The organism is Enterococcus raffinosus, from assembly GCF_019175485.1.
GTDB lineage: Bacteria > Bacillota > Bacilli > Lactobacillales > Enterococcaceae > Enterococcus_A > Enterococcus_A raffinosus.
In genome coordinates this window covers 2,539,494-2,555,551 of sequence record NZ_CP072888.1, presented here as the reverse complement: position 1 = coordinate 2,555,551, position 16,058 = coordinate 2,539,494, and the positions used below count along the sequence as shown (strand labels likewise).

The following is a 16,058-nucleotide window of genomic DNA, read 5'->3' as shown; positions in this document are numbered from 1 at the left end:
AGTCGTATCGTTTACGATTTTGTGCTGTTTTTTTACACTACGTTTAAAAGTTATGAGCGAGTGACGGAAGCGTCCATTACAGATGGCCGGTGGGATTTATCGGCCATACTACGAGCCAAAAGTCGGGTCTTGTTGCCATTCATGATCTGTCTGCTGATGGGAACTATTTCCAATTAGTAGAAACAAAGGCACCAGTCGGATATATAAAATCTCAGGGGCAATGGCGATTGACGTTTGATGGAAATGGCTCTTTTGATTTGGCTAATTCGGTGGGATTGCAGGAGAATCAGATAATCTGTTACCTCCAGTATTTGAGCTGATCAATGAAGGGCAGTTTAGGGATTATTGTCGTCTGAAAAATAAACGCGCTCAAAGTCAATTACCCGAACCAGTCGGGGTTGGACGTCTATCAAAATTTTTCGTAAAAGCGATGACTTTCTGGTCATCAGGGTCAGTTCTTATCGGATTATATTACCTTAATCGCAGAATAAGATGACAAAAGAATGCACTTTTTCTAATGAAGTAAATGTTTATTGGGTTTCCTGCAAGCGAAATAACAGAAGAAACGGAAGAATTTCAGAAGAGAGAGCTCCTTTAGATAACTGTTGATCTTAAAAAATGAGCAAAACGTTATAAAATCATTAATCCGTACAGAAAACAATAATTGTTATCTGTTCCAAGATAATCAGGTGAACTGAAGATAGAATACTGAAAATCCGGTCATGTATAGGATAAGAATGGTTGTTAAACATGGACTTAAAGTATGAAAATTGCTTTAAGTCCTTTTTATTTCTTATCTTTTTTTTACTAATAACTTAAAAAATAAGAATTCAAATATTTTATTTAATATTTTCAAATTGAGTAACAATAATTTTTACACATTTTAAAGAAAAAGATTTAAATAACGATTTCTAATCGATAAATTAGATAATAATAGGGAAATAATGAGTTTTTAATAACTGATAAAAAATAAGTAATGAAAAAGCAAAAGGAAATAAGTTTGGTTATTATGAATATATAAAAGAAAATAGTAAAGAATTTGGGTCGTTACATTAAAAGAATAAAAAACAATAGACAAAATTGACTGTTTAAATTTAATCATTTTATTAAAAATTAAGTATATATGTTTTTAAAATATGACTACTTGATTTTTAGGTGCATCAATGTAAGAGTCAAAAACTACTTTATAAGAGATTGTGAGAGAGATAGCAAGTAACAAGCGACATCTTCAATGAGTATGTTATGCGGATAAGGGGATCCGCATTTCATAAATATGGTGAGTAACTGTTGGCAGAAAAATATTGAGAGAGTTGCATCTATGTGAAGAATTGGACGATCTCTTCATATAGAAGAAAAAGTTATTTGCTACGTTTTAAAAAGGGGAAGGACAAAGGGGATGAGGAAATGGATTTCAGAGAGGTTTTAGGAGCAAGTAGTTTAAGACGCTTACGTTTTGTTGAACTACTCTATGCAAGCCAGGTCGGTCTACCGAGTGACCAGCTGCTTGAAGAGCTAGAGTGTTCATTGCCTATCCTGTTGAAGGACGTCAAGATGATCAACGATGAGCAGGACGACTTTCACATTGAAAAATTCAAGGGACTGTATCAAATTCAAGTAAAGCCACACGTTAGTATCAATCGATTGTATGCGGATGTTCTTCAGCAATCACCAGAGTTTCAGATTATTGAAGAGCTGCTCTATGAGAAATGCTCAAGTATTAGTGACTTAGCCGATAAATTATATCTAAGTGCCTCAAATACGCAGCGTTATTTGAAGAAAATCGAATCGGCCTTTAAGAAGGCTGGGATCAAGCTGGATTATCGCCCTTTACGGATCGAAGGAAAGGAAAGCGTGATTCGTCATTTCTACTATCGTTACTTCTTAGAAAAGTCTGATCGGCTGGATTCTTTGTTTGCGGATCTAAAGGATTACCAGATCAAAGCAATTACCGATTTGGTGGATCAATTCATTCAAGTTAATCACTTAGAAAACCGCCATATCTTTAGGAAACGTCTAAGCTATAACATCTATATCAGTTTGTGGCGTATCAAAAATGGTCGTGCGTATCCAAAGGAAGAACTAGTCAGTCCGTTAAGCTTGCCGGATCAAGAGACACTAGATGCTTTTGAACGAATGGCATTAGAAGTTTTCCGTGTTCGTCTAACGGAGGAGGAGATCAAGGATTGTCTATGGCTTTCGTATGCGGACATGCTGATTTTCAGTGAAGATCAATGGAAATCAGCCATGAAGCAAAGTAGAAGTTACCGAGACCTTTATCAGAAGCACTATGAATTAGTCGAAGAATTCAATCGTCTATTGGGCCACTCGTTAGAAGAACTTGAGATGAGTGAGCTGACCATTGTTTTAGTGAACGACCAAAGGATGTACTCGCCTAAGGGACGCTACATTGATATCTTGTATCGACAACGGGGAATCTTTTTAGAAAAGATGATGGAGACCCACTATCAAGCGGTGAAAAAGGTATTGAAGATCGCGGAAACCTTCGTAAAACGAAACCGAATCTATCAAGAAAATGATTTTGCCTGGAACTATACCTATTTGCTTATAACGATGGTGCCTCAAAGCTTGAATCTATTGGCTAACGCGGATCATCCTCTGAAGATATTGCTGCTGTCTGAGCTTTCTCCAACAGAAGAAACCTTCTTGGCAGAGCAAATTGAAGAACGGGTCTACGGAAACTTTAAGATTCATTTTGTGGAGGAGCGTTCTCGAGATACACGGATCACTACCCATGAGTTGAAAAAGTATGATGCGTTAATCACTTCTAGCAGTGTAGAGGAAGTGCCTTACGATTACCCAACAGTGATCATTGATCCATTTTTGACCAGTCAAAATATCGTTCAATTACAGCAGTTAATCAGCGACCTTTCTGATTAACGACGAATAATTAAAGAATTCATTTCGGAAAAGGAGTTTCTATCCAAATGAATTCTTTTATTTAAAACAAATGAGTACTACAATTTGCAAAATAATTTAAAAAAAATGAATGGAATAACCATATTAACTGATAGAAACGTGAAAATAAGGCATAAAAAAGACGAATATAATAACTAAAAAACACCCAAAAACGAAAAAGCGCAAAAAAATAATATCGGGTACTATGGTGATGGATGAAGAAATAAGAAGAGAAAGTCGGAGGGGGGAGTAGCTGAAATGTGAATGTATTGGGAAATGCACACATATCAATGCTGATAGGTTATTTTGCTACTACATGTTCTATTTTGAAGGATGAAAATTCTTCATTACTTATCAGCAATTTACTCATTCCGTGACAGAAGGGGGGCTGGGAATGGGAAAAAGAATTTCCTTCATATTTTGTCTGCTTCTAGGAATTTGTTGTTTCGGTATGATGGGTTTTGCAGCAGATGGGCAAGAGGAGCAAGTGGAGTTATGGATCCACACATGGGGAGAAGATGGTAAAAAGGTAGAGGGAACCGACAAACTATTTTTTGATGTGTATGACTTGACTGCTTGGAGATATGAACACGGAGGGGATGAAAAGGAAGACAAAGAACACTTGTTGAACACGTATGCAACAAAAGAAGAGATGGAAAATTTTGTAAAAGAGGAACAATTAGAAAAATGGAATCAATCCGAGCTGGGTGTTGACGGCAGCGGAAATGTTTCATTCGATGTTCCACGATTTAGTAATGGAAAGGACGCGGCGTATCTGATTTTGGCAAGCGGGGAAACAGGAAATTATCATATGCTGCCGATCGTTTTATATTTACCGCAAAAGCATCCAGAGATAGACGAAGAAGCGAAACGTCTGCTGATCTATGGTAAATACCAAGATATCAGTACACCGCCACCCACCACCACGACATCAACGACTGAATCGAAGGAGGATACTCCCAGCGATAGTCCGAGGTCTTCCCCATTAAGCGGTTCAGACCGAACGGGGAAAAACTATCCTTCGACCAATGATTTGGTTCGGAATTTCACGGTATTGGGGTTATTACTAGTAGTTATTGGGCTTTTAGGTTTCAAAAAAATACAAAAGAAGAAATAGGGGGAAAAATAATGAAAGCAAGAGGGAAACTTGTTAGTTTATTAATGGCACTTGTTTGCTTACTGCCTTTAGGCGCGGGCTTACTTGGCTTCGGCGACAGTGCTTCAGCTGCTACGCCTCAAGATGTCAAAGTAACCTTACACAAGAAAAAAATGGATGATTTTCCAGTTGGAAAAGAAAACACAGGTGAAATTGATTCAGACTTTGATAAGTATGAAGGCTTAAAAGGCGTAGAATTTACACCATGGGATGTAACCGATACATTTTATGAAATGTTAAAGGCTGCAGGTGTAACTGGATCTGAAGATGAGGCAACTTATAAAGCAAAAGTTAAAGAAGTTATGGAGGGAGCCAAAAAAGAAGATTTTGATGGTCAAAATACAGAAGGTCAAGATAAGAAAAAACCAGTAAATGGAGTTGGACCAAAAACTACTGGAGACGATGGTACTGTTGACTTTACCTTACCTGATCGCAATACAGATGGGGTTTACAGAGTATATTGGTTTGAAGAAACAGAAAATCCAGACAATACACAATTTAGCCAACTAGTGCTTTTGGCTTTGCCAGTTATGAAACCAGGTACTAGTACTCCAAATCAGGACATCCACTTATATCCAAAAAACAAATTAGAGAATAAGCCTGTCAAAGAACTTTTGGATTCAGAGGAAAAACCAGAAGATCCAGCTTTAAAAGATCGTGTTTCGTATGACGTCGGTAAAGAAATCAAATACAAAGTAACTTATCAAATTCCTTTGCATATTGGAGACGTTATTACAAATGCTGATGGAACAAAACAAACTCGCTACAGTAAATTAGTTTTTAAAGATGAAGTGAGCCACTATGGCGTACGTTTCGATAGATTTGATTCCATTAAGGTTATCGGTGGATCCCCCGAAGATGTTAAAGGGGAAATTGATGCGGTAGCTAGTCCCGTTGCTGTAACTGAGAAGTTCAATCATGGAACTGATTATGCAGCAACAGGTAAATATGCTGGTTTCCAGATTGCATTTAAATTAGATGACGGAATGAACTCGTCTCAATCTCAAATAACTGCTGATTGGTTGAAAAAATATGCAGGTAAAAAAATAGAAATTGTTTATGTCGTAAAACTCACAAAGGATACTCCAGTTGACGAAGACATTAACAATGAATTCTTTGTAGGATTAGAACAATCAGGGAAAGATGACTATGAGGAACTAAAACCTGACGAAACGCCTCCTCCAATCACTACTGGTGGTAAGAAATTCTTGAAACACGACAATGCAGACGTTACCCAAACATTAAAAGGTGCGGAGTTCGTTATTACGAGAACATCTGGCGCCAATACTTATTATCTAAAAGGTGATTCTAATAACTACACTTGGGAAGAAGTAGTAGATGATGAATATGAGGGTGCATACAAAATCACATCCGGAGACGATGGAATTTTTGAAATCAAAGGACTTGCGTATGGCACTTATACACTAGTGGAAACTAAAGCACCTGATGGCTATAAGACGGGCGTTCCAATTAACTTTGAGGTAAATAAAGATTCTTATTCTGTAACAGAGGATTTACGTACAAAAGTACCTAACGTTTCAAGAGGCGGCTTCTTACCATCTACCGGGGGTATTGGTATCGTGATCTTCTTAGTAATTGGTGGATCATTGATGGCCTTCGCAGTTAATCGCTACCGTAAGCAACAACGCACAGCATAATCTGACGAACGATTCAAAAGTTCAAAAGTAGAAGAAAGATGAGGTAGATACTTTTTCCTCATCTTTTTTGTGCTTTTAAAGAGAAGTGATTACTATAGTAAGAAAAGAATAGCTCGCTGTTTAAATACATCAACTGATGATGGAAGAAACCATCTTATTCATAGTTGACTTTTTCTTGAACAAATAAGGAACTATTGTTGGATGAATCAATGGTTAAAAGTGAAATTACTCATTTTATTCCCATAATTCTCATATAGACCCCAGAAAAATCTATTTCTGGGGTCTTTTTTGTGTTCTTTTGATGATTAATTCAAAAGACGAATTTTTTTTGCGACATTCAAACTTTATTATTCTTTATTTCAAATTAAAAAATTGGATGGGATAACACTAAAAATCATAAAAAACAACAAAACAACTACAAAATATCCGATTTGAATAACAAAATATTGTAAAAAAACACAATAAGCGGAAGAAAATGATATCAGTTATCATATTGTTACGTGGAAGGGAGAGTGGGTGAAAAAAGGAATGAAGGGAGGAAAATATGAAATGAAAAAGAAGCACTTACTCATGTTAGTTGTTCTGTTGTTTTCTTTTATCACAGAAACGCTGCCATCATTCGTTACAGCACATGCTGAGACGACCAAAACAGAATTGATCGACGAAAAATTTTTGAATGTCTCCTACGACTATGAAACAAAAGAAGAATCGACTCGTTGGCGAATCACGTTTAGCAGGCAAAGCGAAGAAAGTGATAAAGAGCAACGCCTCAAATTGAAAGTAACCGATGAGAAAGGAAAGGTGATAACCTATCCAACTATTGATGACATGATCGAAAAAGATGAATGGTTAATTGAAAAAAACTATTCATCCTCAATGGAAGGGCAACTTGTTTTTGATCTGCCCAAATCAGTAAAAACACTCAATTTGGACGTTCAAATGGACGAGCAGACTCTTTCTGACAAGCAGGACACTAAGACGCAAGAAAATATTTTAGATGTCAAAGAGCCTTTTGTTCTAAAAGTGAACGATGCAAAAGAAGAAAAGGAAGAAATCGAAACTTCTGATAGTAAAGCTGCGGTCAAAACCAGCTCCGAAGATTTTATCGGACCGCCTGAACCAGAAGAAATCGTACCAGTGCCAGCGACAGCAGTCCCGAATAATGGTCTGCTTCGAATGGATCCACCGAAATATACCAACAAGGCACCTGTTTATACGAACAATAACGGCCTTTATCCTACATGCTACTGGACGCCAACTGGACAATCAAATGTGCGAAATCATCAAGGTGGCTATGAGAGAGAAAGTGGTTGGGATGGTCTAACGCAATGGAGTGTTACACCAGATAACTATACGAATTCTTATATCAAATATGGTGTTGAGAAATCAAAACCAAATATTTCACTACGTAAATATGCGAGTGAAACCTCTAAAGAAGATGAGTTCGATGTTCGCCTAAATGTTCGAGGAAGTACGATTGCTAAACCTGGGGTAGATGTTTGTTTTGTGTTGGATAATTCTTCTTCTATGATTCAATCAGAGGGGTATATTGGAGGAATATCAAGAAAGAAACTAGCTGTAGACTCGCTCCAAAAGTTGATTGATAAATTTAGGGCTGCTGAACCAGAGACGGATAGCCTTAGAATTGGGGGAGTGATTTATTCTTCTTCTGAAAACACTTCTTACTCTAATGCAACCGTAGCTATGTCTAGCAACGAATCCAATTGGCAAAATTTAGTAAATACTTATAACAGAATGACACCATATGGGAATACCTATACACAAAAAGCGTTAATGAATGCACAGACAATGCTAAATAATGCAAGTGGAACAAATCGACGAAAGGTGATATTTCTTTTAACTGACGGAGCACCTAACTTTAGCGCAAGACCTGTTTCAGCGGTTGCGGATTCTAATATTTATTATGATGGTTTACGAATTACAGAATACTCTTCAATAAATACAGGAGTTGATTTGCAGCCATATCAATATCCATATCCATCATATACTGTGAAAATTCCATCGGGTTACAGATTAACAGGAACTGGTCAACGAATATATAGTCACTTAACACCAGTCAATTCCACTGCGCAAAACATCAAGGATCAAGGAATGGAAATTAATTCGATCGCAATCAATATTAAAAAGAATCTCACTTATGAACAACATACAGATTCGGAATTAATCAGAGGATTGTATAAGATTGCTTCGAAGAAATCTAACGCTACTGGCGATACACAAAACGATTATCAATTCTATCATGCCAACACTACCGGCGATTTTGATATTTCCTTTGAGGATTGGTTTACATCAGTCATTCAAACAGTTGATAAAGGGGTCATCGAGGATCCAATCGGAGATATGTTTGAGCTAGTTGGAAAACCGACTGTTAAAGAAATCAAAAAGTCTGGTGTGCCAGCGATTGAAACGAGTAAGTTACCAAATGATCCGAAGGTCGTAAACAACAAGATCACGGTTGATAATATCAACTTATATGGAAATCAAGAGATTCAAATAGACTATAAACTTCGCTTGAAGACCGAACTAGATGAATACGAAGGCGGCAAGTGGTATCAGACAAATGGGAAGACGACGTTGCTACCGACACCGGAACAATCAGATGTGAAATTAGAATTTGGGGTACCTTCAGTCAAAGGAAAATCGAAAGAGTTCAAGGTTCCAGTTGAGAAGAAATGGTCAGATTCGTTTAAGAACACAGAGGATTATTGGGGACTTCGAGGAAACAGTGTCAAAGTTATTTTACAAAGAAAAAGTGGAAACTCATGGGTTGATGTTGAAACGAAGACGCTGAATGCAGCGAATAATTGGCGGGACGAGTTCACAGCGGAAGGCGGAAGCCATGTTTACAGGGTCGTTGAGGCTTCTCGAACAACAGGGTACGCGAAGCCGACTTCTAATGTGGATGAATTTACAGCCAAGACAGTACCGAGCAAAGGAGTTATTCTCACAAATAAATTGCTGACGGGGAAAGCAGTTATTTGTAAGTACAAGGAAGATGGGAAAACACCATTTACCAAAGATTTACCGAAGTTTACAGTAACACGCAAGTCAGATGGCAAAGTCTTAGCCGCTGATCTTGAGCCGGACGCGAATGGTCAAGTAACGATTACCGATATTCCGCTGGGTGACTTCATCGTGGAAGAGTCCTATGTACCTGATGGCTACAGCAAGATGGAAGACATAGAACTTAAAGCGGTGGAAAACAGTGCGGGAACAGGCTTGAACATTACATTGAACGGCAAATCATCGCCTTACAAAGTGACCAATAAGCTATCGAAGGACTTTGAGATTCCGGTGGAGAAACTCTGGTCGGATGAATTCAAAGGAACAGATAATTATTGGGGGCTGAGAACCAGCTATGTAAGGGTCACCTTGCAGAAACAAAGTGGCAGTACTTGGCAAGATGTGGAGACATTGACGCTGACACCGATCGACAATTGGAAAGGGGTATTCCAAGGCGTTGAAGGTGGCAATGCGACCTATCGAGTGGTGGAAGAATCACGGACGACAGGCTATGCCAAGCCAACCTACAATTATGGGACTAGCTTTACGGCGAAAACAATTCCGACAGGCGGCATTAAGTTGACCAATAAGCTGCTGACAGGAAAAGCCGTGATCTGCAAGTACGGCAATGATGGAAAGACACCATTTACGAAAGATAAACCGAAATTCTCTGTGACACGTAAGTCAGATGGCAAAGTCTTAGCGACCGATCTTGAACCAGATGCAAATGGTCAAGTGACGATCACGGATATTCCAATGGGTGACTTCATTGTAGAGGAAACCTATGTGCCAGCCGGGCATGAAAAAATGGCGGATATCGAACTAAGAGCGGTGGAAAATGCTGCTGGAACAGCTTTGACGATTACTTTGAATGGCAAGTCATCGCCATACAAAGTGACGAATAAATTGTCTGATTTCACATTGAAGATCAAAAAAGTAGATCAAGACGGCAATGAACTAAGAGGTGCCAGCTTTAGGTTGATCGGAACAAATTACGATGAAACCAAAGCAGGCGGACCAAACTTTGAATTTACCGGTTTGCGACCGGGTGAATACAGTCTATCTGAAACGGTCGTTCCGAATGGGTATCAAGGAATGAGCGGGACAGTCAGAGTCAGTATTTCGCAAACAGGGAATGTCACAATTCAGCCGAATTCAAGTGTCAGCGGATCAGGTGGGGTAGGAAATCCGAACCTTATTCAATTAACTGTCACCAATAGGAAGCGCGGACAAGGACCTTTGCCATCAACAGGTGGTTCAGGTACCGCAATGTTCTTCAAAGTAGCCATTGGCGTTATTTCAACAGCAGGTGGACTGCTAGGCAGCCTCTACTGGCTTCATACTAAGAGGAGGGGATCGTAATGAAAAAAATGATTCTTCTCTTGGGACTAATTCTGGGGATTTGTAACTTGGGGGTTACTGCTTTTGCAGAGGAAAGTCAGGTAGAAGTACAGATTAATACACGGGACGAAAAAGGCTTCGTGCATGAAGGCACTGAAAACATCGTATTAGATGTTTATGATCTGACTGAATGGCGGGTCAAACGGGCAAGTAATGAGAAGGTGGATAAGGAGTACATTTTAAACACGTATTCCACGAAAGAGAAGCTGGACAACTTTGTCAAAAGCGAGCAGATGAAAAAAATCACTGAATCCTCGCTTTTATTAGACGATACAGGCAGTGCGAAGATTACTCTGCCACGCTATCAAAATGAACAAAATGCAGCCTACCTGATTCTTTCTTCAGGGGAAACAGGGAAATATCACATGCTGCCAATCGTTGTCTATTTACCACAATTGCTGGAAGGCACAGAGATCGAATACACAAGTTTGCTCTTTAATTGCAAATATGATGAGATTCCGACGACGCCTACGACAACACCACCAACGACGACATCATCGTCTACTACTACGCCAACTAAATCGACAGAACCGCCGATAACAGATAGCTCAGAACCAAGGAAAGATTTACCAAAAACAATTGGAACACCAAGCGGAGGGGAGGGACCGAAAAGCTTTCCTTCTACTAATGAGTTGATACGTAATTATTGTTTTCTAGGGTTGTTGCTTATGTCTGTTGGTTTAATTGGGTTGAACAAAAACAAGGGGGAAAAAAATTATGAAAAATAAGAGAAAATGGGTTGCTTTATTGACCACGTTGCTCTGCATGATTCCACTATTAGCAGGGGTGCTAGGTGGAGGAGAAAGTGCGTTCGCAGCTGATTCTGCGAATGTAACGATTCACAAGAAAAAAATGGACGAGTTTCCGAATGCAAGCACTGAAAATACTGGGTTAGAAATGCCAGAATTCGATCGCTATGACGGTTTAGAAGGTGTTACTTTCAGAGCGTGGGATATTTCTGAAGATTTCTATGCAGACTTACGTTCGCGTTTGACTGGAAATGAAACAGATGATCAATACAATACAATTGCTAGACAAGTGATGGCTGATTTTAATTTAGCTACAGCAACAAATGCAACACAAGTTGGTGCGGATCAAACAACAGATGCAAATGGAGATACAACGTTTGCAAACTTACCAACAAAAAATGCTGATGGTACCTACAAAGTATACTTCTTTGAAGAAGAAGCTCAACCAGGAGTGGAAATCGGAGAATACAAATTAATCTTGATGTTACCACTTAAAGACGGCGGCAGAGAGCTTACAGATATTCACTTGTATCCGAAGAACAAAGTAGAAGGCGAAAATCCTGTGAAAGAATTAGTGGATGAAGATGGTAATCCATTACCACCACGCCCTGCAGGAGCTTACGACTTTGAAGTTGGACAACAAATCCACTACCGTGCGTCATTCCAAATTCCTAGCCAAATCGGTGATATTAAAACTGACGGTACACCACGTTACGAAAAATTGGATTTCCACGATGAAGTCGATCAAACAGGTGTGAAATTTGAAGGAATTGATCGAATCGTTGTGGATGGCAATACGGTCAATGCGAATGACTTTTTAGTTACACATGGTACTTATACGCCACTAAATGAGAATGCGCCTTGGGCTGACTATGCTGGCTTCAATCTTTCAATGAACTTGACTGGTGCAGCAGGTCCTGCAACAGCTGCTTTCTTAGGTCAATATGCTGGTCAAACAATTGAATTCTACTACACGGTGTCATTCACTGAAAATACACCAGTTGATTTAGACATCAACAACGAATTCACTGTAACAATGAGTCATGATGGCGGACAAGACGATGTGAAGACAAACGATCCAATTGATCCAATTATTACTGGTGGTAAGAAATTCTTCAAACACCAAGAAGGTGAATCAAATGGATTAGCAGGCGCAGAATTTGTTGTTATCAAACAAATCAATGGCGTGGATCATTACTTGACAGCTGGTCCAGATTCAATGACTTGGACAGCAGTTGGAGCAAACGAAGATTACGCTACTGCAACAAAATACATCTCCGATGCAAATGGTCAGTTTGAAGTAACAGGATTAGAATACGGCGACTATCAATTGCGAGAAATCAAAGCGCCGAACGGTTTCCAAAAATTAACAGACGATGTAGACTTCACTGTTGACAAAGGTTCTTATAACAATGCAACGGAACTACAAATTGCCAATACGTCTAAAGGCGGCACATTACCATCAACTGGTGGAATGGGTATCATTGCCTTTATCGTAATCGGTCTTGGTTTGATGGCAGCAGCAATCGTTCGCTACCGTCGCGTACAGTTTGAAGTTTAATTGAAATACGAAAATGAGCAAAAGGCTGAGGCCTTTTGCTCGTTTTTGTTTTGATAGCAGGTATGTTATGCACGCCTATCAAAGAGAATACAAAAAAATGATTGAAAATTACTCTTTAGGATGACCATGTTTTTTCCAAAATTTATCAAAGTCACTTCCTCTAATATCGCCACAAAGAATTTTCCGCTGTTTAATCCAGTCTTTATCGTAAATATAGATTGGATAGATAGCGGGTGCTCTATAAGTAAATTTTTCTCTAACCCCATACCTAACTTCAATATGAGAGAGAGAAAAAGTTTGCTTTCTAAAATTGCCAATTTTCCTTACAACCAATTTGTCATTTCTAACTTCTATTATAGTGAATTGCATCATAAGAGCGAATAAATAGAGACAAGAAATAGGCAGGACAGACAACCAAGAATCCATGTTTGTAAATCCTTCTTCTATGGCAACAGCCCATGCAGCAAATAGATAAATACTTAAAAATAAAAGGAAAGAAACATAACTCCAACTCCAAACGACAATTTTTTCCACGAAAGACTCCTATAAAATTTTTATTGACTATTTTTAGTTAATATATCAAAGATGCAAGCAAGAAAGAAAGGAAATTTTTAAGCGAGTTTCAACTAACTCAGCCAATTATAGAAAAGTATCTGTCAACAACAATTGAAAAAGCTGCTAAACATTATGGTGTTACAAAAAATCCGAGGTAGTTATGGTTATCAAGCAAATGGGACCTCCTAGTAGTGGAGGTAATTTCAATTTATATAAGAGAGGATAATTATAAAAGATCTCAAAAAATGATCATAGCTGCATTTCTGTTTTTATGTAAGTAGTGTGACATTATCCTTTTCGATATATTTCACACGTCCATATTGGTTGTTGTAAACATCTTTCGCCATATTTCCAGATCCTTTCTTAATTCGCATTATCGCCTTGAGCCGCAAAAGCGTACTAGGCTTATCATGTAAGGATAGAAAAACTTTTACCATCCCATTTAATACAAATAATATCGACATTTTTGATTTTAGGTTTTTTTCGCAACATTTCTTTTGAAAACAAAAACTGTAATGTTTTAATAGCAAAAGCATGAGTAACGATCAGGACGCTTGGATTATTCAAGTGAATAAAATGATCACCTGTATCTTTGAGAAAACTTTCCAATCTATCTGTAATCATATGAAACGGTTCAACCATTCCTGTTATGTCGGATTTATAAATAATCTCATGAACTTCTGGCAGACGGAAATTAAGTTCTGAAAAATCGTTTTGTATCTGTAATTCATTCATCATACTGGAAATAAACTTATTATTATTTTCTGCTTCCCAACTGCCCAAACACCACTCACGGAGCCTTTTATCCATAATAACTTGCAGTTCATTTTGCCCCTGTGCAGTTAATATGGTTTTTCCAGTCTCTAAAGCTCTGGATGTATCACTGGAAAATGCTGCCGAAAATTGGACATTTTTCAGTTGCAGTCCTAATTGTGTGGCCGTTTGGATTCCTCTTTCAGTTAATGGGGAATCCGCCCAACCTTGTGCTTTATGTAATTGATTAAGTAATGTTTCACCATGTCGAGTAACATAGAAAGTAACTGTTGAATTCATGTTTTATCCTCCAAAAAAATCCTATGTAATCGCTTCACCTTATCGGCAATAGTCGAACCAAGAAATTACTAGCAGTATAGCAGAACCACTTGTCCAAAACAACGCTGTAGGAGGAAGTGATGCTGACGAAAGAGGAGTTAAAAAAGAACTATAGGAAGTAAGCTCAAGAAAATTTTCCTACATTATAGAATAGCTATATAAAACAAATTTAGTGCGGTTGCAAGGAAACTTCATATGACAATCCCAAAAAAGCTTTTCCTTATGCGAGTAATACATAAAAAAGCGCAAAGCCCAAATTATTTTGTGCTTTACGCTCAACCATTATACGCAGTAAATACCCTGTCATCGTATAAGAAATTGATTTCTAAATAAGAGCTACTTATCCAACGAATGCAACACATAGGCCGGCACATCACTAGGTTTTACTTCTTCCCAGCCCATGACGCCTTTTTTATCATTCACATGTAAAACTAGATATGAATTTGGTTTTAATTCTTTATCCTTGGCGGAGTTAAAAGAGAGTGTTTTCTCATGATTATCTTTGGTATAACTTGGGAGATGATAACTGTATCGATACTGCTCCATTCCGCCACCGCTGCCAATATCCACGCGTTTGCCTTCCTGAACTATTTTTGTATAGTAATCCGTTGTCCCATAATTTTGATCGTACCAAAACCATGCACCGCCGCAGACTACGAATACGGGGATTAAAAAACCAATTATGCGTCTCACATCAATCATTCCTTTCAAAAGAAGGATACCTAATAGTGAAGGGTTAAAAATCAAACTAAAGTCCGAAATGAAACGAACATTTTTGTAAGGCTGAGCGAGATTTATTAAATGAAGGTAGTAGGGAGGATATTGATTGAAGATGGTTGTAAGAAGAAAAAAAAAGCTACTGAAAATCAGTAGTTGTCCTAAGAAGCGATGTTCAGTTTTTTGATGGCTTGCTCAATGGTAATGCCAATCGCAAATTCGTGGGGGATATTCTTATCGTAGACGAGGAATCGATTTAATTTGGTATTAAAGAGTACGCAAAGCTGTCGAATCTCTGGGGTAGTTTCTGTCATAGTAGCCGCCTCCTTTCTTTAACTATAGTATAGTCTCTGAATGTTGAGCAACGGTTAATTTAATGTAAAAAAAGGGTAGGGACTAGTTTATTCCTCTGTTCTCCCTACTAAGTAATCCAAAGAGACTTGATAAAGAATTGAAAGGTCAATCAATTCGAAAATAGTAGGTAACACTTCTCCTTCTTCATAATTTTCGTATTGTTCTAATGAAAGGTTTAGTTGGTTTGCGACGTGCTCTTTAGAGTAGTCTTTTTTTGTTCGCAGGAAGTTCAGCCTGCACCGCAACGTATCAAGTAGGATGGCTTCTTCAATAGACATAAAATACCTCGATTTCAAAAGGCAGCCAATCACTGGCCGCCTTCAACATTGATCACCACTAGTTTCCGCTAGATGGCTAGACAGGTTGATTTTAGCAAAAAAGGTCGTTGAGTCAACCGTGAACGGCTCAAATAGTTCGTGAATGAGAAAATATTATTTATAAAGAGAATTTTAAAATTGACGTGCTTGAGTTGATATTTAATCAAATAAAAATGCCTAACAATTTTTATTTTAAATTGTTAGGCATTTAATTATTCATTCATATCATAGGCTTCAATTGCAGCGGGCAACGCATTAATAACTTCATTTCCAACGGCAGGTAGGCCAACTAAAATAGCACTAATGACTTCCTCTTTTGTTGCTCCAGATTTTTTTGCCAACATAACATGAAAGGGAATGCCGCTTGTTTTCCCTGTCGCGGCGAGAACAGCTAGATAAGATAAATGATTGGTTTTATCATCCAAGGCACTAATATCACCCCAAGTTTGTACTAGCTGTCCAAAAGCTTGTTGATGTTCAGGCGCTTCTTTGGCAAATGTTTCAAATGAATTACTTAGCTTCATATAGGCAACCTCCACTTTTTGAGTAAGTATACCA

General features: G+C 38.2%; 13 protein-coding genes. 7 read left to right on the top strand and 6 right to left on the bottom strand.

Annotated features, from left to right (window positions below; all coding sequences use genetic code 11):
* The first annotated feature begins 89 nt into the window (after positions 1-89).
* The 7 genes from J9537_RS12455 (at position 90) to J9537_RS12425 (ending at position 12,465) form a co-directional block, all read left to right on the top strand.
* Positions 90-320 (top strand): prealbumin-like fold domain-containing protein, encoded by a 231-nt coding sequence (locus J9537_RS12455; RefSeq protein WP_028020486.1) that lies wholly within the window; start codon positions 90-92, stop codon positions 318-320.
* A 1,084-nt stretch (positions 321-1,404) separates the two neighbouring features.
* Positions 1,405-2,898 carry an AcpB/EbpR/MafR family transcriptional regulator gene (locus tag J9537_RS12450; protein ID WP_028020485.1) on the top strand — a complete coding sequence of 498 codons (1,494 nt, stop codon included), beginning with the start codon at positions 1,405-1,407 and terminating at the stop codon, positions 2,896-2,898.
* Positions 2,899-3,310: 412 nt separating this feature from the next.
* Complete coding sequence (locus J9537_RS12445; protein ID WP_010745427.1) at positions 3,311-4,033, top strand: pilin N-terminal domain-containing protein; 723 nt, start codon at positions 3,311-3,313, stop codon at positions 4,031-4,033.
* 11 nt (positions 4,034-4,044) lie between these two features.
* Positions 4,045-5,730: a SpaH/EbpB family LPXTG-anchored major pilin gene (locus J9537_RS12440; protein ID WP_010745428.1), complete on the top strand. Its 1,686-nt coding sequence runs from the start codon at positions 4,045-4,047 to the stop codon at positions 5,728-5,730.
* 549 nt (positions 5,731-6,279) lie between these two features.
* A complete protein-coding gene (locus J9537_RS12435; protein WP_010745429.1) occupies positions 6,280-10,116 on the top strand; it encodes a SpaA isopeptide-forming pilin-related protein in 3,837 nt (1,278 codons plus the stop codon).
* A complete protein-coding gene (locus J9537_RS12430; protein WP_010745430.1) occupies positions 10,116-10,883 on the top strand; it encodes a hypothetical protein in 768 nt (255 codons plus the stop codon). The genes J9537_RS12435 and J9537_RS12430 overlap by 1 nt, the downstream gene beginning before the upstream one ends.
* Positions 10,873-12,465, top strand: a complete 1,593-nt coding sequence (locus tag J9537_RS12425) for a SpaH/EbpB family LPXTG-anchored major pilin (RefSeq protein ID WP_010745431.1) — start codon at positions 10,873-10,875, stop codon at positions 12,463-12,465. Before J9537_RS12430 ends, J9537_RS12425 begins: the two co-directional genes overlap by 11 nt.
* A 108-nt stretch (positions 12,466-12,573) precedes the next feature.
* Here J9537_RS12425 and J9537_RS12420 read toward each other — a convergent pair whose 3' ends face one another.
* The 6 genes from J9537_RS12420 to J9537_RS12395 form a co-directional block, all read right to left on the bottom strand.
* Positions 12,574-12,999, bottom strand: coding sequence for a hypothetical protein (locus J9537_RS12420; RefSeq protein WP_010745432.1), 426 nt, complete (start codon positions 12,997-12,999; stop codon positions 12,574-12,576).
* 429 nt (positions 13,000-13,428) lie between these two features.
* A complete protein-coding gene (locus J9537_RS12415) occupies positions 13,429-14,073 on the bottom strand; it encodes a histidine phosphatase family protein (RefSeq protein ID WP_010745433.1) in 645 nt (214 codons plus the stop codon).
* A gap of 375 nt (positions 14,074-14,448) precedes the next feature.
* Positions 14,449-14,814, bottom strand: a complete 366-nt coding sequence (locus J9537_RS12410) for a YxeA family protein (RefSeq protein WP_081630590.1) — start codon at positions 14,812-14,814, stop codon at positions 14,449-14,451.
* A gap of 176 nt (positions 14,815-14,990) precedes the next feature.
* Positions 14,991-15,143: a hypothetical protein gene (locus tag J9537_RS12405; RefSeq protein WP_010745435.1), complete on the bottom strand. Its 153-nt coding sequence runs from the start codon at positions 15,141-15,143 to the stop codon at positions 14,991-14,993.
* An 87-nt stretch (positions 15,144-15,230) separates the two neighbouring features.
* Positions 15,231-15,461, bottom strand: coding sequence for a helix-turn-helix domain-containing protein (locus J9537_RS12400; RefSeq protein WP_010745436.1), 231 nt, complete (start codon positions 15,459-15,461; stop codon positions 15,231-15,233).
* A gap of 251 nt (positions 15,462-15,712) precedes the next feature.
* Positions 15,713-16,024 (bottom strand): carboxymuconolactone decarboxylase family protein, encoded by a 312-nt coding sequence (locus J9537_RS12395; protein WP_010745437.1) that lies wholly within the window; start codon positions 16,022-16,024, stop codon positions 15,713-15,715.
* Between the last annotated feature and the right edge of the window lie 34 nt (positions 16,025-16,058).